Origin of the sequence: Halomicronema sp. CCY15110 (assembly GCF_016888165.1) — a bacterium.
Taxonomy (GTDB): domain Bacteria; phylum Cyanobacteriota; class Cyanobacteriia; order Phormidesmidales; family Phormidesmidaceae; genus Halomicronema.
Genome location: NZ_JACSWC010000331.1, coordinates 1 through 18,045, shown reverse-complemented (window position 1 = coordinate 18,045; position 18,045 = coordinate 1). Strand labels below are relative to the sequence as shown.

The 18,045-nt window shown below is 54.9% G+C and carries 14 protein-coding genes; 12 read left to right on the top strand and 2 right to left on the bottom strand.

The annotated features are described in order from the left end of the window. Nucleotides 1-218: 218 nt before the first annotated feature. The 7 genes from rpmG to JUK32_RS15885 all read left to right on the top strand — a co-directional run bounded on the left by rpmG (nucleotide 219) and on the right by JUK32_RS15885 (nucleotide 7,404). Nucleotides 219-407 (top strand): 50S ribosomal protein L33, encoded by a 189-nt coding sequence (gene rpmG / locus JUK32_RS15915; RefSeq protein ID WP_072041276.1) that lies wholly within the window; start codon nucleotides 219-221, stop codon nucleotides 405-407. A 45-nt stretch (nucleotides 408-452) separates the two neighbouring features. Next, nucleotides 453-668, top strand: a complete 216-nt coding sequence (gene rpsR / locus JUK32_RS15910) for a 30S ribosomal protein S18 (RefSeq protein ID WP_204139849.1) — start codon at nucleotides 453-455, stop codon at nucleotides 666-668. 65 nt (nucleotides 669-733) lie between these two features. Then, entirely contained in the window at nucleotides 734-2,791 is a 2,058-nt protein-coding gene (locus JUK32_RS15905; RefSeq protein ID WP_204139848.1) for a ribonuclease R family protein, read from the top strand. Nucleotides 2,792-3,187: 396 nt separating this feature from the next. Then, nucleotides 3,188-4,258, top strand: coding sequence for an ABC transporter substrate-binding protein (locus JUK32_RS15900; protein ID WP_204139873.1), 1,071 nt, complete (start codon nucleotides 3,188-3,190; stop codon nucleotides 4,256-4,258). A gap of 49 nt (nucleotides 4,259-4,307) precedes the next feature. Next, nucleotides 4,308-5,099: an ABC transporter ATP-binding protein gene (locus JUK32_RS15895; RefSeq protein WP_204139847.1), complete on the top strand. Its 792-nt coding sequence runs from the start codon at nucleotides 4,308-4,310 to the stop codon at nucleotides 5,097-5,099. Continuing rightward, the gene (locus JUK32_RS15890) at nucleotides 5,099-5,974 is read left to right on the top strand and encodes an ABC transporter permease (protein WP_204139846.1); all 876 of its coding nucleotides are present in this window, start codon (nucleotides 5,099-5,101) and stop codon (nucleotides 5,972-5,974) included. The genes JUK32_RS15895 and JUK32_RS15890 overlap by 1 nt, the downstream gene beginning before the upstream one ends. An 83-nt stretch (nucleotides 5,975-6,057) precedes the next feature. Beyond that, nucleotides 6,058-7,404, top strand: coding sequence for a cytosine deaminase (locus JUK32_RS15885; protein ID WP_204139845.1), 1,347 nt, complete (start codon nucleotides 6,058-6,060; stop codon nucleotides 7,402-7,404). 42 nt (nucleotides 7,405-7,446) lie between these two features. Here JUK32_RS15885 and JUK32_RS15880 read toward each other — a convergent pair whose 3' ends face one another. Then, nucleotides 7,447-8,631, bottom strand: a complete 1,185-nt coding sequence (locus JUK32_RS15880) for a D-Ala-D-Ala carboxypeptidase family metallohydrolase (RefSeq protein WP_204139844.1) — start codon at nucleotides 8,629-8,631, stop codon at nucleotides 7,447-7,449. Between the two features lie 527 nt (nucleotides 8,632-9,158). Next, nucleotides 9,159-10,037, bottom strand: coding sequence for an NAD(P)-dependent oxidoreductase (locus JUK32_RS15875; RefSeq protein ID WP_204139843.1), 879 nt, complete (start codon nucleotides 10,035-10,037; stop codon nucleotides 9,159-9,161). 337 nt (nucleotides 10,038-10,374) lie between these two features. Between JUK32_RS15875 and JUK32_RS15870 the strand changes: the two genes are divergently transcribed. From JUK32_RS15870 to JUK32_RS15850, 5 genes are all read left to right on the top strand, one after another. Then, nucleotides 10,375-12,312, top strand: coding sequence for a hypothetical protein (locus JUK32_RS15870; protein WP_204139842.1), 1,938 nt, complete (start codon nucleotides 10,375-10,377; stop codon nucleotides 12,310-12,312). Between the two features lie 576 nt (nucleotides 12,313-12,888). After that, nucleotides 12,889-14,481, top strand: coding sequence for a methionine--tRNA ligase (gene metG, locus JUK32_RS15865; RefSeq protein WP_204139841.1), 1,593 nt, complete (start codon nucleotides 12,889-12,891; stop codon nucleotides 14,479-14,481). A gap of 78 nt (nucleotides 14,482-14,559) precedes the next feature. After that, on the top strand, nucleotides 14,560-15,186 hold the full coding sequence (locus JUK32_RS15860; protein WP_204139840.1) for an NYN domain-containing protein: 627 nt from the start codon (nucleotides 14,560-14,562) through the stop codon (nucleotides 15,184-15,186). 103 nt (nucleotides 15,187-15,289) lie between these two features. After that, entirely contained in the window at nucleotides 15,290-16,444 is a 1,155-nt protein-coding gene (lptC, locus tag JUK32_RS15855) for an LPS export ABC transporter periplasmic protein LptC (RefSeq protein WP_204139839.1), read from the top strand. 165 nt (nucleotides 16,445-16,609) lie between these two features. Then, nucleotides 16,610-17,977 (top strand): hypothetical protein, encoded by a 1,368-nt coding sequence (locus JUK32_RS15850; RefSeq protein ID WP_204139838.1) that lies wholly within the window; start codon nucleotides 16,610-16,612, stop codon nucleotides 17,975-17,977. Nucleotides 17,978-18,045 lie beyond the last annotated feature (68 nt).

Below are 18,045 nucleotides of genomic sequence, written 5' to 3'. Positions count from 1 at the left end.
ATCTGAACTACCGATACTAAGATTCCCAGCCGCAATCAGGACGCCTCAGCGATTTGCCGACAAAGATCACTGGCTGATGATGATTCAGAGCTAAAGACATCGGCTCGGAGAGTGAAAAACTTGCTTGGTATTAACAGCAAGAAATATTTGCAGGATCATGATTGCCATGAAATAATAGGAGATTGTGTCTCTCGTTATTAAGGCTGATCTAACTTGTCATGGCTAAAGGCGTTCGTTTAGTAATTACTCTTGAGTGCACCGAGTGTCGCACTAACAACGATAAGCGGTCGAATGGGGTGTCTCGATACACGACTGAGAAAAATCGTCGTAACACTCCCAGCCGCATTGAACTGAAGAAATTTTGCACGCACTGCAACAAGCACACCGTGCACAAAGAGATTAAGTAATCTCGTCGTCAACCACATTCACAAGAACAAGAGGTAGTTTTTCCCATGGCCTATTTTCGTCGTCGTCTGTCCCCCATCAAGCCGGGTGACGCTATTGATTACAAAGATGTTGATTTGCTCCGCAAGTTTATTACCGAGCGTGGCAAAATTTTGCCTCGTCGCATTTCCGGTTTAACCGCTAAGCAGCAGCGCGACCTGACTACGGCAGTCAAGCGAGCTCGGATGTTAGCCCTGTTGCCCTATGTAAACACGGAAGGCTAATCGGCGCGCTGTGCCTGGCCGCTATGCTTTAGATGTCGTAACAATCATGGGGAACGTTGGGGACTGTGGAAAAGGGGACGCTTGTCGAATTCCAGGTCAAAGGAAGTTCCCGCTTAGGTGTGTTAGATCGGCCTGAGGGTAAAAAAAACTGGATCGTTATAGACGATCAGGGCCAGTCCCATACTGTTCACCCCCGTTCGCTGACTTTTCAGCTGGGGGGGCAGGTTTTTGAACCAGAAATTGTTAGTTCAATTTTGGCTGAAGCGGCAGAATATATTGATCCCAGCAACTTAGAGGTCGCTTGGGAGTTGCTCAGTGAAACGAATGAGTCGACTGATCCGGCGGCTTTAGCGAAATTGCTGTTCTCTGATCAGGGAGCAGCTTTTTGCTATGCGGCCCACCAAATGCTGTCGGCGGACAAGGTCTATTTCAAGCAAAAGGGCGATCGCTACGAGCCCCGCTCAGCCAGTCAAGTCCAAGACCAGCTCCATCAGATTGAAAAAGAAGCCCAACGTCAGGCTGAATGGGACGGTTTTTTGTCGCGCGTTCAACAATGTCTAGCGGGCGAGTCGGTAGAATGGCTCAAGAGCGATCGCCCGCGTTTAGAAGTGATCGAAAAGTTGGCTTTGTGGGGCGAAGAGTCGAACCAAAAAGCTCCTGCTCAGGAAATATTATCCGCTCTGGGTCGCGGCTTTAGCCCCGACTCGGCGCTTAACCTACTGGTGGATTTGGGGGTTTGGCAGCGGCACGAAAATCTGGAACTGCGGAAGCGGCAAGTTCCGGTGCACTTTTCAGAGGCTCTTCTCACTATGGCGCAGCACCGCCTGAGCAATCCGCCCCCCGATGCCGATGCGAATCGTCTCGATTTGACGCACCTCAAAACTTACACAATCGACGATGAAAGCACCCGCGAGATTGATGATGCTCTGAGCGTCGAAATGTTGGCTGATGGTCAGCAGCGATTGTGGATTCATATTGCCGACCCCACCCGCTGGCTGATTCCCGGCGATGATTTAGATCTGGAAGCGCGGCGACGCTGCACCACCGTTTACCTGCCGACGGGCATGGTGCCGATGTTTCCGCTAGAGCTGGCGACTGGCCCCATGAGCTTGATCCAGGGAGAAGTGCATTGTGCCTTGAGCTTTGGGGTGGTGCTAACCGAGGCGGGGGCGATCGCGGACTATCAAATTGCGGCCAGCCTCGTTAAACCCACCTATCGACTCACTTACGAAGATGTCGATGAAATGTTGGATTTAGGCATCCAAGCAGAGCTGGAACTGTTGGCGATCGCCCATTGGGCCAAAGTGCGTGAGCAATGGCGGGCGCAGCAGGGATCCATCAACATTCATATGCCTGAGACCTCCATTCGAGTGTCTCAGAACGATGACCAGGAATCGATTGAGATCAAAATGTTCGACGACTCGCCCGCTCGCGAACTCGTTGCCGAGATGATGATTTTGGCGGGGGAAGTCGCGGCCCGCTACGGTCAAGACCACGCCTTAGCGATCCCCTTCCGCAGTCAACCACAACCGGAGTTGCCGCCCGAAGAAGAACTCATGCAGTTGCCGTCGGCCCTCGTGCGCTACTCGGCCATTCGGCGCTGTATGCCCCGCAGTGAGATGGGCATCACCCCGGCTCGCCACGCCACCCTCGGGTTAGAAGGCTATAGCCAGGTCACGTCACCGATTCGCCGCTATACCGATTTGCTGGTGCATTTCCAAATTAAGGCACACCTCCGGGGCGACCCTTTGCCCTTCTCTTCTGAAGAGATTACCGAATTAACTCAAGGAGTGAGTTCGGGGGCTTATGAGGCCGTGTTGGTGGAACGGCAAACCAAGCGCTATTGGGCGTTGGAATATCTGCGCCGTCAAGGCTTTGACTATGTTTGGTCAGTGATGCTATTGCGTTGGCTGCGCGAGGGCGATCGCTTAGGGCTGGTCATGTTCGAAGATTTGGGTATCGAGTTGCCCATGCGGTTTGAGCGCAATGTGGAACTGGGTGAACACTTGCAAGTACAAATCACCCAAGCCAACCCGCGCCAGGACATCATCCGCATGGCCGAGGTCTCGGCCCCGAGTCAAGCCGAGGCTTCAGCCGAAGTATCGGAAGCGGCCACCTCGTAGATTTTCGAGAGCGTTGATCCAGCTCTGGGTAATCGAACCGCCGGTAGGCGACCAGGCCTTTTACCCAGGGGGATGGCGATCGCTAATGACGCCCTCGACAGATCCAGGGCACTCCTCTGACTAACGACCTGGCTGGGCTGAAATGTCTTATGGTTCCTAAGGTCGGCCACAGAGACCAATGAGTGGTATCTCGATACCGTGATGGTATCACTGGCAACCGTTTCGGCCTTTTCCGACGGCCTGCCTCAATTTGTTTCACAATAGATAAATCGATGGGAGCGATCGCCGAGATTGCACTGGCCTACGCTTGTTGGTGGGCGGCTAATGCAGTTGCGGGGGGCGGTCTCAGGATAGAAAGAATTGGCAAGAGAGGGCAAGGTCTTGAATCAGCGTTGGATGTGGCACCCACAGCAAATTAGTCGTCGAAAATTTGTCCGTTATGGATCGCTGTTGGTGGGTACGGGGGTGGCGGCAGCGTGTGGCGGTGGCACCCCCGAGGCCCCACCCGCATCGGGGTCGGCGGAAAGTGCCCCTACTGGCGAACTACAAGCCGTCACTTTTGGCACCAACTGGTACGCCCAGGCCGAGCACGGCGGCTTTTATCAGGCGATCGCCACGGGCATCTATGCCGATCATGGCCTCGACGTGACGGTACAGATGGGTGGCCCCCAGGTCAACGGCACGCAACTGCTCATGGGCGGCAGCGTTGACTTCTTTATGGGCTACGGGTCAGATGCGCTGCAGGCCGTCCAAGAAGGGATTCCCAAAGTCACCGTGGCCTCGATGTTTCAAAAAGATCCGCAGATTTTGATTGCTCACCCCGATCAGGGGGTGGCCTCGCTGGAGGACTTGCAGGGTAAACCCATCTACATCTCCTCGGCGGCCAACGTTACCTACTGGCCCTTTTTGGCGGCGAAGTATGGCTTTACAGAAGACATGAAGCGGCCTTACAACTTCAATCCGGGGCCGTTTTTGGCGGATCAGACTTCAGCGCAGCAGGGCTATTTGAGTTCTGAGCCGCTGTCCATCCGTCAGGAAGGGGGCTTTGAGCCAGTGGTGTTGCTGCTGGCCGACTACGGTTATGATCCCTATTCCACCACGATTGAGACCCGGCAAGAGATTGTCGACAACGATCCTGATTTGGTGCAGCGGTTTGTGGATGCCTCGATCAAGGGCTGGTACAGCTATCTCAATGACGACCCCACACCGGGGAACGAGCTGATCAAGCAAGACAATCCGGAGATGTCAGACGAGCAGATTGCCTACGGCATTGCCAAAATGAAGGAATACGGCATTGTCGTCTCGGGTGCAGCGGCAGACATGGGCATCGGCGCAATGACTGACGAGCGCTGGAAGTCTTTTTACGACAAGCTGGTAGACGCGGAAGTGCTCAGCTCTGAGGTCGATTACACCCAAGCCTTTACGTTAGAGTTTGTGAACAAAGGGGCAGAGTATTACCAGTCTTAAGGCTCGCTGGCTGAGATTGGGTTGCTGCCGCGTGGGTTGAAATAGGGTTATGACATCGACTGCGATCGCGCTGCATCAGGTCAACAAAATCTATGCCAATGGCACGGTGGCGTTGCAGGGCGTCGATTTGGCCGTGCGCCAAGGTGAGTTTGTCAGTTTGGTGGGGCCGTCGGGCTGTGGCAAAAGCACCGTGCTCAAGCTCATGGCCGGACTGGCAGCGCCGTCGAATGGCTATCTAGAGTCGCCGGGGGTGGCGGGCGATCGCGATTTGGCCTACGTCTTTCAAGATGCGGCATTGATGCCCTGGGCCACCGTGTTAGACAACGTTCACCTGCCCTTGAAGCTTAAGGGGCAATCCTTGCGGGCCAGTCGCAGTCGCATTCAAGCGGCGTTGAATTTGGTCGCGCTGCAAGGCTTTGAGCAGAGCTATCCCCGCGAGCTGTCGGGGGGCATGAAAATGCGCGTTTCCATCGCTCGGGCGCTGGTGACTCAACCCCATGTGTTGTTGATGGACGAACCCTTTGGCGCATTGGATGAGATGAGTCGCGGTCGCTTGAACAGTGACTTGCTGAGGCTGTGGGAGCAGTATCACTGGACGGTGGTGTTTGTGACCCACAACATTTACGAAGCGGTGTATCTATCGAATCGCGTGGTGGTGATGGGAGCGCAACCGGGGCACATCTTGGCCGAGGTGCCCATTGACGTGCCCTACCCTCGGGACGAAGACTTTCGCACGTCGCCCCAATTCAACCAATACTGTCGCGACATTGCCCATCTGCTGGCCGGTGGTGAGCCACTAGCGCCATCTTCCTTGTCGACCGCCGCCCCTGGATTGTCCTGATGCTCCAAGAATCGCCGTTACCGTCCGTCACTGCGCCATCATCGAAGACCGTTTCACCAAAACCGTCTCGACTCGTTTGGCTCTGGTCGGCGATCGCCCGTCCAGAGGTGATTGCCCCGCTGATTGTCGGCCTGCTGGCGTTGCTCTTGTGGGAAGGAGCCGTGCGGTTGTTTGCGGTGCCGCCATACTTGCTGCCGGGGCCGCTATTAGTGTTTCAAACTCTGATTGCCGAGTGGCCAGAGCTATTTCCATCGTTGCTGATCACGCTGCAAATAACGGTGGTGGCGTTTTTGGCGGCAACGGTGTCGGGAGTGCTGATCGCGGTCTTGTTTGCCCAGAGCAAGTGGATCGAGCGCAGCCTATTTCCCTACGCGGTGATTTTGCAAACTACGCCGATTGTGGCGATCGCCCCCCTGATTATCATTTGGCTGCAAAACAGTACCTTTGCCGCTTTGGTCGTTTGTGCATGGATTGTGGCGCTCTTTCCGATTATTGCCAATACGACCCTGGGGCTAAATAGCGCTGATCGCAATTTGCAAGATCTGTTTCGCCTTTACGGCGCTTCCCGCTGGCAGACCCTCTGGCATTTGCGGTTGCCCAGCGCCCTGCCTTACTTTTTGGGCGGTTTGCGCATTAGCGGTGGCCTTGCTCTGATTGGCGCGGTGGTGGCCGAATTTGTGGCCGGAACGGGCGGCGCGCGATCGGGGATCGCTTATCAAATTTTGATGTCGAGCTATAAGCTCCAGATTCCCCGCATGTTTGCGGCCTTGGCGATGACCACCGTTTTGGGCGTCTTGATTTTTGTCAGTTTGACCTGGCTGAGCGATCGCCTGCTCCGCCACTGGCACGAAAGCGCGCTCCGTCAGGAAAATTAATTTTCCATAGGAAAAGCTGGTAAGTTGTCGATAGGTTTCGTGGGCTAGCCTGAACTCAGGCTTCAGTTGCGTTTTTTTTCAACATGCCGATCACCCCTTTTGTTACGCCGCCGTCAGCCGATGCCTTCTGGCTGTGTAATGCCCGTATTCCCCAATGCTTTTTGGCTGCCACGGTCAGCCATCGGACTCCCGTGAAGTCGTTAGCAGCAGCCCCCTTTTCCGAAGATTTAGTGGCAGCCGATCTGCACATTCAAGCGGGCCAAATTGCCGCGATCGCCCCCGTCGGCACCGCTCCCCCCGAGACGCCATCCATAGACCTTGCTCGGGGTCTGGTGTTTCCCTGCTTTGTTGATCTGCATACCCATTTAGACAAGGGACACATTTGGCCGCGCCAAAGCAACCCAGACGGCACGTTTGATCAGGCGTTAGCCGCCGTGATCGCCGATGCTCAGCATTGGCAGCGCGATGACCTTTACCAGCGGATGGAGTTTAGCTTGCGGTGTGCCTATGCCCACGGCACCCAAGCGTTGCGGACGCACTTTGACGCCTTTGGCCCAATGGCGGAAACGGCCTTAGAAGTGCTGACAGCCCTACAGTCAGCGTGGCGCGATCGCCTGACGCTGCAAACCGTGAGCCTAGTATCGCTGGACTATTACCTGACCGATCAAGGGAAAAAACTGGCCCAATTGGTCGCCGAGCATCAAGGTATTCTCGGCGGGGTCGCTTATCCTAACCCTGACCTGACCGCACAGTTAGATCGGCTCTTTACCCTCGCCACAGAGTACGATCTGGCGCTGGATTTGCATGTGGATGAAAGCCTCGATCCGGCCTCGCAGGTGCTCCGCGCGGTGGCGGAGACTAAGCTGCGCCATGGCTTTGAAAATTCGGTGGTGTGTGGGCACTGCTGTTCGCTGTCGGTGCAGTCAATCGCGGACGTTGCCGCCACCTTGGAACTTGTCAAAGTGGCTAACCTGGGCATTGTCAGCCTGCCCATGTGCAATCTTTATCTACAAGATCGCCAACCGGGACTCACGCCGCGTTATCGCGGGGTCACCATCTTGCACGAACTCAAGGCGGCGGGCATTCCCGTGGCGATCGCCAGCGACAATACCCGCGACCCGTTCTACGCCTACGGCGATCTGGATGGCTTGGAAGTGCTAACCCAAAGCACTCGCATCGCCCATCTGGATCGCCCCATCGCCGACTGGCCCCTCGCCATCACCCGCACCCCCGCCGACCTGATGGGATTGGAACATGCTGGACGGATCGGCATCGGCCAATCCGCCGATCTGATTCTGTTCAAGGCGCGATCGTTCAACGAGTTATTGGCGCGCGCTCAGGGCGATCGCGTTGTGCTGCGCCAGGGACGCGCGATCGACACCACCTTGCCCGACTACGCTGAACTTGACCCGCTGCTGGGCGGCGGCTAGCCCAGGCTCCCTCCAGTTCGAACTTGGCCTGGGGCGATCGCCCTAAAATTCGTAGGCCCAGCGGGTCCGATAGCCGCGCGCATCAATGTGCGTGAATTTTGCGGCAGTGGCCAGGCCACCCCGCGCTCCCCACCAAGGGTCTAGCTGGGCATAGACCTGCTGTGGACTGAGCCCATGCACGATAAAGTTCACGCCATCCCCGGTCAGGTGACGAGAGTTTTTGGTGCCGCCCACTTGCAAGTTCGTGGCGGGATCACGATACCAAGAAACAATTTCAATGGGTTTATTGCCAAAGATCACGCGGATTTCTTCCAGCGCCTCGGCAAGGTGGATCATGCCGTAGACGACTTCGGTACTGGCAGGAATGCGGGTGCCGCCGTGGGTGGCCTGCGCCCAGGTAAAGTAGCCCCCGGCGATAATCGGCGTGTTGCTGTAATACGCCCCCTGAAAGCCGGGTAGGTTTAACGGTTGGCCGCGATCGCGGGTCTGCACCCGTCCAGCGGCATTGCGGTCTTGGGGATGGTTGTTCGGCTCGGTGCCTTCTAATTCCACATCCGGGGCAAAGGCATACCAAATGCTGCGATCGCCCTCACCGAGTAGGGGATCAGCGACTGCGATTTTTAGATAACTGCCTTCCACCTCGCTGTAAGACTGCAGCGTCAATGTCGTCTGCTTGGGCACCAATACTTTTTCGGCGGGGTCAAGCTGGCTTGCCAGGGTGGGTTTAGCCTTAAATACCGTGTCGCTAATGACATGCAGCATCAGCCGTTGCCCCGTGATCTTGAGCGCCTTGGTGTCAGCAAACCAAATATCCGCATCCGCCCCTGAGGCATCGGCCAGCGTTAATTTGGTCGACTGGTTAAACGCTGGCGCATAGGACTGCAATTTCAGTTCCGTTCCGGCGGCCACAAAGCGCTTGTCATCATCGCTCAAATCACTCGACAACACGGGCTGCCGCTTCAAAACGGTATCTTGCAGGACCGTCGCTGTCACTCCTTCGCTTTCAAAATCAATGTCGGACTGAGCGACGTACCAGGTGACGCCGTCGGGATGGCTGGGCTCAGGGGTCGCCAGCTCTAGTCTGAGGTGGTGTCCGGCGGCCTCCGCAAAGAACTTGAGGTCATATTCACGGCCGCTGGGCACAAACATCTTATCGGTATCGTTGAGCTCACTCGACAAGACGGGTTGTAGCTTAAACAACGTGTCGTTTTTAACTTTGGCCTTCATAATTCACACGCATCTCATCACAGTTAACGGAGGCAGCCGCCGCAGTCACCGGGGCAAACATCAAGCGGTGTCTGCATGTGCGATCGCCTCTAGCAGGGGGCGACCTGAATCATGGCACCTGCCTGTTTCCAGAGTTCCCAAAAAGTTGGTTGCTCAAGTCATGGAGATTATGCCGCAACATGCCCCCAACGGCGGAGAAAGCATCGTCCTAAGACCGTTGAGAGCCGTCGCTGTAATATTCCGTGATAATTTTGAACAGAATTGTGTGAGGACAATAAAAATAACCTGAGTTCGGGATGACGATTTTCAGTTAACCAGTCACCCCAATCCCCTTTACTGTCTGGTGACGATGGGCCGCTATGGCTCTTCAACGGCGACTAACTTTCGCACGGCGGCCTCTAACTCTGGTACATATCGATGCACGGCATACCACACTCTATCCAAAGTCATGCACCAACGCATTCCGAAAGCATTCCGAAAACCTGAGAGCGATAAGCAATGAGAAGGCTAGATGAGGTGGACGGGGTTTAATCGTCGATGCCGGATTGTTCGCGGATGCTGCGGGCGATCGCGGACACATCTTCATCCCCAAAACCGCGCCCGATCAGCCCCGTCTCAATTTGCTCCACGTAGGCCGCCATCGGCAGCGTCACCCCCAGCTCCCGCGCCGCTTCGAGGGCAATGTTGAGGTCTTTGCGGTGTAGGCGCACTCGAAACCCGAGGGGATAGTTGTTATCGATCATGTTGCCAGAGCGATTATCGAGGCCCCAAGACCCGGCGGCTCCCCCGCTCACGGCTTGGACGACCCGCTCCATGTCGAGATCCGCCTTCATGCCCAGGGCGAGCCCTTCCGCGATCGCCCAGTAGGTACCCGCCACAATGATTTGGTTAATGGCCTTCGTAGTCTGCCCAGCGCCGATTGGCCCCACGTGGGTGATGGTTTTGCCCATCGCCGCGAGGACGGGCTGCACCCTTTCCACCACAGCGGCAGCGCCGCCAACCATAATCGACAGCGTGCCCTTTTGCGCCCCCTCTGAACCACCGGATACCGGAGCATCCACCATGTCAATTTGCTTGGCAGCCAAAGCAGCGGCGATCGCTCGCGTTACCGTGGGGCTAATGGTCGACATATCGACCACGATGGTGCCCGGTTGCGCCCCGTGGATGATACCGCGATCGCCCAAAATCACCGCTTCCACATCGGGGGTGTCGCTGACGCAGGTAATCACCACTGCGGCTGCTTGCGCGGCTGCTTGGGGTGAGTCGGCCCGGTGTGCCCCGGCTTCCATCAGAGGCAGTTCGCGATCGCGGGTGCGATTGTGCACCGTCACTTCATGGCCCGCCTGGATTAAATTCAAAGCCATCGGGGCACCCATCGTCCCCAATCCCACAAATGCCACTTTCACGATCGCTATCCTCAGGCGTTTACTCTCTATTCAGGCTACCGCTCTGCTTGCCCTGGGCAAACCCTCGCCTCCCAGTCAGCACGTTTACAAACCGCAGTAATCAGGATAAATACTGAAAGAGTGTTCTACTTTGGAAAGTGATCGATATACTATCGCCAGCGTTGATCCTGCGCTCTGACAGCCAGATATAGAGTCCAGAACGTCAAATGCCGACCCGTTACGCTAGCCATATCTCGCCCTCGACATTGTCGTAGACCCTATGAGCAGTTCCCAGCACTCCAATTCCCAGTGGTCTCAGGGCACTTCGGCCCAGCCTTCCAGGTTACCGAAAGGCGCTTTGCCCCCTCCCAAGCGCGACCAGCGACCGCGACCGGCGATGCCCACTGAGCGGACTTCGCGATCGGCGCGTCTTAGCGCGCCGCCAAGAGCTGTCAACGCCGCCGTGACGGACGTAGAGGACCCCAGATTTGACGAGCCGTCGGCTAATCCCCGATTTAACCGCTGGCTCATCGGGGCGTTTTTGATGGTGGTGGCGCTCGGGGGCGTGGCGGGTGCTTCGGCGGTGAGTCTGATGAGCATTCCCAACCTGCCGAATTGTCGGGCGGTGTCCTGGCGCTTTGCGTCAGCGGCCACCCGGCTGCAATGCGCCGAAGCCTATGCCGATCAGGGTACGGTGGAGAGCTTGTTAGCCGCGATCGCCCTGGTGGAAGCCCTGCCCGACGACCATCCGATGCGGGGAGAAATTAATGATCGGGTAGAACTCTGGGCTGACGAAATCTTACACATCGCCGATCAGACTTTTAACCAGGGGGAGCTGGAAACCGCCATCGACATGGCGCAGCAGATTCCCGAAAACACGGCAGCGGCGGCGCTGGTGAGCGATCGCGTCGAGCGGTGGCAGGCCATTTGGGAACAGGCAGAATCCATCTTCCGCAAAGCCGAAAATCATTTACGAGCGTCTAATTTCCGCGAAGCCTTTTCGGCGGCAATTCAGCTGCGATCGGTCGATAACGAATACTGGGCCACGACTCGCTACGACGAGCTGACCAGTCTGATCAGCCGCACCCGCGAAGAAGTCAACATCTTGGCGAACGCCGAGCGGACAGCCAGTAGTGGCATCCTCGAAGACATCGTGACGGCACTGGAACAAGTTGCCGCCATTTCCCAGGAGAGCTACCTGTACAGCGACGCCCAAGCCATTTTGAAGTCGTTAAGCCGGGATCTGCTGGCCTTAGCAGAAAATGCCCTGGAAGAGCAAAACAGCGCCGAAGCCCTGAAAATTTTGGCCGAAATCCCTAAATCAGTCGACTTGGGGCAAGAAGTGGCCGACTTCCGAACGCTGGCCGATGCCTACGAGCTGACCTGGTCGCGCACCACCACCGGCTACGAAGCGGCGATCGTACGGTTGCAAAGCATCACCAGCGATCGCCCCTTGTATGCCAAAGCGCGGGACTTGCGCCGCCAATGGCAAGCCGAATTGGAAGGCGTGGCCCAACTCAACTGGGCGCAGCAAATTGCCCGACCCGGCACCGTGGATAGTCTGCGGGCCGCGATCTCGGAAGCGGAGGAAATCAGCTCCAGCAATCCGTTTTGGGATGACACCCAAGACCAGATTGATACCTGGCGGCGCAGCATCGCGTTGATCGAAGACCAGCCTTACATCGATCAGGCGAAACTCACCGCCGTCGCAGGCGATCGCGCCAGCCTGCAAGCCGCCATCACCCAAGTTCAGCAAATTTCCAGCAACAGCTTTCTCTACGACGAAGCGCAAGACTTAGCCGCCGACTGGCGCTGGCAAATTCAACGGCTGGATAATCGGCCCATTTTGACCCAGGCCCAACGGCTCGCCGACGCGGGCGATTTGGGGCAGGCCATCAGTGTGGCGTCACAGATTCCCGCCAGTGAAGCCGTGTACGACGAAGCCCAAGCAGCGATCGCCGACTGGCAGGCCGCAGAAGCCAGTCTCTACGCCTACCAGCAAGCATTGTTAGTGGCTGAAACCGGAACGGTGAGCGCGTTAGTACGCGCCATCAATCTGGCCCAACAGGTACCCCCCAGCAGCGCCGACTGGTCCTTTGCTCAGCAGGCCGCGAACCAGTGGAGTTGGGATGTCATGGGCATTGCCGAGTCCACCGCCTTTAGCAACCCAACGGAAGCGGTGAGTATTGTGCAACAGATTCCGTCCGGCACCGCCGCCTACCCCGCCGCCCAACAACGCCTGCAAGAGTGGCAGCGACCCCTCACCAATTCCTCAACGGGGGAAACTGTAAATTAGTAAATTCAGTTTGGGCTAGTACTCGGTAGCATAAGTCTCGATCCCGATCCGCCTACCCTTCGGGAAGGGCAAAGCTCTACATCCCCCAACCCCTTCTCCCAAGACTGGTTCTCCCAAAACTAGGAGAACGGGAGTGAGCGGCTTCTCGAAGAGTGGGCCAATGGGTCAGCGGATTTACACCGAGCTGTACTAGTTCGGAACTGGCGATGCCGCGATCGCGACACAGAGATCATCACAGGCGACGGTTCCCTACCGCATGAACAACAATGACGTGGCTGATAAAACAGGGAACTGTCCCCTGTGATGACAGAAAATTCATACCCTGCTGATGCTGGCTTGATGTCTTCACTCGCGTTTTTGGACGGCAGCCAGTAGAGCCGACAGAGCATTACCCTCGCTGGCTTTTACTGTTACTAAATCCTGATTTCTCAGCGAGATTTTTCATCGTATCGCAACCGATTTCGCCCCTAACCACAGTCTGATAGCAGGCTTGATAGATTGCTTCTTCGGCATTCTGGGCTCTGCTGTATCATAAGGAAGCTAACTGTTTTCAGCTTCTAGAGTCTTTATAAATTTATGGGTTCTGTCGGGCATCAATCCAGCACTTTTGCGGTGACGACACCGCTTTACTACGTGAATGCGTTACCGCATATTGGCAGCGCATACACCACGATCGCGGCGGATGCGATCGCCCGTTTTCATCGGTTGCTGGGCGACCCAGTCATGATGATCACCGGCACCGACGAACACGGCCAAAAGATTCAGCGCACGGCTGAAGAACGCGGCGTTGCCCCCCAAGACCACTGCGATGAAATTGTCAGCGGCTTTCAGGATCTTTGGCAGCGGTTGAATATTCGCTACGATCGCTTTAGCCGCACCACCGCCGAGCGTCACGAAGCGATCGTCAAAGCCTTTTATCAGCGCGTTTGGGAAAATGGCGACATTTATGAAGGCCGTCAACAAGGCTGGTATTGCGTCTCGTGCGAAGAATTCAAAGAAGAGCGTGATCTCTTGAAGGGGAATTTGTGCCCCATTCACACCAACAAAGAAGTGGAATGGAGAGATGAAAATAATTACTTCTTTAAGCTGTCAAAGTATCAGGAAAAGTTGGAGCAGCTCTACGCCGGTCAGCCAGACTTTATTCAGCCCACCAGCCGCCGGAATGAAGTGTTGAGTTTTGTGCAGCAGGGCCTCCAAGACTTCTCCATTTCCCGCGTTAATTTGGATTGGGGCTTCCCCGTGCCCAGTGATCCTGAGCATACGCTGTACGTTTGGTTCGACGCGCTGTTGGGCTATGTGACGGCCCTGCTAGAGCCTGAAGATGAGCCCACTTTAGACAACGCCTTGAAGCAATGGTGGCCCATCAACATTCACCTCATTGGCAAAGACATTCTGCGGTTCCATGCGGTTTACTGGCCGGCCATGTTGATGTCGGCAGGTCTGCCGCTGCCAGGTCGGGTATTTGGCCATGGCTTTCTGACTAAAGATGGACAAAAAATGGGTAAAAGCTTAGGCAATACCCTTGACCCGTTAGTTCTGGTGGATCAGTACGGGGCCGATGCTGTGCGATTTTATTTCTTAAAAGAAATTGAATTCGGCCGCGACGGTGATTTCAATGAAACGCGCTTCATCAACGTCCTCAATGCGGACCTGGCCAACGATTTGGGGAATCTCTTAAATCGCACTTTGAAGATGGCGGGCCGTTATTGCGACGATAAAATTCCGACAGTTGCCCCCGAGACCTTTGAGGATGATCATCCGCTGCAAAGCAAAGGGAGTGGTCTCGCGACGCAGGTGCAGGCCGCATTTGATCGGTTGGCCTTTAGTGAAGCTTGTGAAGCCGCCTTGGGGCTCGTACGGGCCAGTAATAAATATCTGGACGATACGGCTCCTTGGTCTTTATACAAGCAGGGCGAGCAGGCCGAAACCGAAGCTGTACTGTATGCGGTTTTGGAATCTGTTAGGCTAGCTGGATATTTATTGTCCCCGATTGTGCCCAGTTTGGCGACGGCTATTTATAACCAGTTGGGCTTTGAGGGCAATTTTGATGAGTTGGCAATCGGGCAGCATTTTCCTTACCAAACCCATAGTGGTTGGGGCTTATTGCCGGGCGGACAAGCTCTCGGCAAAGCCAAACCCATTTTCCAACGGATTGAAGTAGAAGCTTAAGAGAGGTGGGCCAAAATCACATCTTCGCTATTTCAGCTATTACACTCAAGATTCTTAAGAAACCAGGTATAAAAAGCGATGCTAAACAACCACGACATGCTGAGCGAAGATCCAATTTTTACGCCAGAACAGGTCTTAGAAAATCGCGGACGAGTGGCGATTTTTATTGACGGTTCTAATCTATTTTATGCGGCGTTGCAGCTCGGCATTGAGATTGACTACACCAAATTGCTGTGCCGATTGACCGGCGGTTCGCGCCTATTTCGCGCCTTCTTTTACACCGGGGTCGATCGCACGAATGAAAAGCAGCAGGGCTTTTTGCTCTGGATGCGGCGCAATGGCTATCGAGTCATTGCCAAAGATTTGGTGCAGCTGCCCGATGGCTCTAAAAAGGCCAACCTAGATGTTGAAATTGCGGTCGATATGATTGCGCTGGTCGATTTTTACGACACAGCGATTTTGGTCAGTGGGGATGGAGACCTGGCCTATGCGGTGGATGCGGCCAGCTACCGAGGCGCGCGCATTGAAGTGGTGAGCCTGCGATCGATGACCAGCGACAGCCTGATCAATGTGTCCGATCGCTATATTGATTTGGAGCAGATCAAAGGCGAAGTGAAGAAACTTCCCCGGCCAGGCAGTAGCTATACTTATCGGCCACTGTCAGTACCAGAGGAAGAGGAAATCAAGACGCAGCAGCCGTCTTAAGTAGACGATCGCCCATGCTGAGTCGCCGACTGTTGCCCTCAGGAGCGGTTGAGGCTGCTAAGCTGGCGAAGGCCATTGCGTTTATTGTTGCCGTCACTTGCGTATGAAACGTCCCGTTTGGTGGCTATTGGCTGGGATTGCTGGATTTGTGGCGATCGCGGTGGGGGTGAGAACCTGTAGCCCCTCAGGTTCTTGGTGGGAAAACGCCGCTGACGATAGCGAACAGATTGACCCACAATTGACCCTGCGCAATGTCACGTTAGAGCAGCGCGATGAATCGGGGAATCTATTGTGGAAAGTAGACGCCGACGAAGTCACCTATAGCGCCAATCAAGAGGTGGCCAACTTGGTCAATCCTGAAGGGGAACTGTATCAAGACGGTGAACTGCTTTATCGGGTCAGAGCTGACCAGGGCATCATTCGCGAGAATGGCCAGCTGCTCTTCCTCGAAGACAATATTGTGGCCACGGGCATTCAGAATGAGATGGTGATTAACGGCCAAAATCTGGAATGGCAGCCCAACAACAAGCTGATGATCATTCGCAACGGTCTTACGGGCCGTCATCCCCAAGTGCGGGCGCAAGCCGACGAAGCCTACATTTACGATGGCGAACAGCGCATGGAGTTTTTGGGCAATGTGATTGCCACGACCGTGACCGCCGATCCCGAGGTAGAACCGTGGATCAAACTACAGAGTGACACCTTGCAGTGGCGTTGGCTCGACGAAACTTTAGAGACCGATCGCCCCATCAAAGTTGAGCGTCTGGAAGACGGGAAGGTCATGCAGGTACTCACAGGACAGCGTAGCCTGGTGGAACTGGATGAAGCCCGCGCCACCATCGACGGCGATGTCCAGGGACAGTTATTGGATGGGCCACTGACCTTGACGGCTGAAAAAGCGGTTTGGGAAGTCAATGAGCAAATCATTCAGGCTGAGCAGTCGGTACGGGTGGTAAACCCAGAGGAACAAGTCACCATAACGGCCCAGCGGGGCCAGTTTGTGCTGGAAGAGCAGGTGGCGGTGTTTAATCAGGACGTGGTGGCGATCGCAGCTCGGAACAACGGTCGCTTGACCACGAACCGACTGCGCTGGAATCTCGAAGACCAGACGGTCTTGGCAGAAGGCAACGTCGCCTACCAACAAAGCAACCCACAACTCACAATTCGTGGCGCGCGCGCCCAGGGCCGCATCGCAGACCAGACCGTCGTGGTGGATGGCGGCGATCGCGTCGTCACCGAAATCGTCCCCAATTTCTAATCGAAGCGTGAAAGTAAGGTTTCCAAATTTTCAAGTTCACATCTCAAAAGTTTTGCACCTGAAACAGTATTAGCACTTAGTAGCTAAGTGCCAATACGAACATACATCCTTCTGACACTGGGCTAGACTGGCACTAGAATAAAGGTACCAATCTAGAAAACTGTTATGACGGTAGCCACCTTTGATTTGAAGTCAGCCATTGGGCTGTCGGATCATGTCTACATTGCTTGGCGAGAAATTGAGCATCGGCAAATTCCTTTGGTAAAACAACGCGATCACTTTGCGCCAGGGATACATTGTTGTCCGGACTGTGGCGGCCGTATGTTGATTGAAAAAGGATACTCACTAGAAGGCGGTCGTCTAATTGACGCATCTCAGCGAGAGGATGCCATACGCGATCCAGCAATTACCAATGCGATCCGCAAGTGTGGCCTGGTATCTGACGAACATCTACACCCCAGTATTAATACAACGTTTGTGATTGCTACAGAGCCACACCCAGGGGCACCTAATGGCCGCCGACCAAGCTTCCGACATAACCCAGGTCATCAATGTGAAACGGCTGAGCATTTGCGTCTCAAACTAAAGCTAGCTAGGGTATTTCAGGATTTGGGCTTGGAGGTGGAAACCGAATTCAGAGTGGATGGTGGTCGTCGACCAGATCTATTGGTGACAAGGCCCGGTATTGGAGGTACGCCACCACATATCAGTGCAGTTGAGGTACAGCAAAGCGGTCTAGCCGAAGATCAGTTTGTTGAGCGATTGCTTGACCTCAGCGCAGTTGATGAGGTCGATTCTGTGATCTGGGTCATGAAGGCATCTCGTATGCGCGGTGGTAGTCTCAGGGCTGCTGCTCAAGCTGGCTTGAATTTGGGTGTACCAATATTGGCCTATGACATGGAATATTCTGATGCAGGTGGAGGGATTTTAAGAGTAGAAACAGTTGATCAAGAATACCTAAATCGACTCGATGCCCCTTACCGTCATCCTGAAGATGGAAGAGGACGTAAGGATTGCAAAAACTCAAAACGAAGCAAAAAGGGTGAGCTTGATTGGTCTCAAGTGATTGTAAAAGCAAACATTTTAGGCAGCTTGAAACAGTTGCAACCGCTCCGGATTTTGCAATCCATTGGTCAGGAAATAGAAACTGAACAACGGATTTTGCCAAAACGGGATCAGCCAGAGTCGTCCAGTGAGTACGATTCAGACCCCATTTTCGTAGATATGGGGGCAAGGAGAGTCGCAGAGCCTTATATCTGCTCAACTCCAATTAATACAAATAACAAAACGGCACCAAGGCTCGATGGAATCCAGGTAAGGTTGGGGGACATTGTTGGGTGCAGAACCGAATTTGGATCTTCTTTGGGGCAATTTACTGATGCGAGCAGAGTTAAGGGCTGGAGTGCGGATCAGCAAGAATTGTTGCTAGGCTGGCTTGGGTGTGTATCGGTATCCAATTGCTACTGGGTTACAGACTATGAAACTGCACGATTTCCTCTCTTGTATAAACCAGCCATAGAGAACCTACCTTAGTGGTGCAGAAAAGTCCTGAGAGTATTGATGTAGCTAGATTCTCAGATTGAGAAGGGGAGCCATCTGTG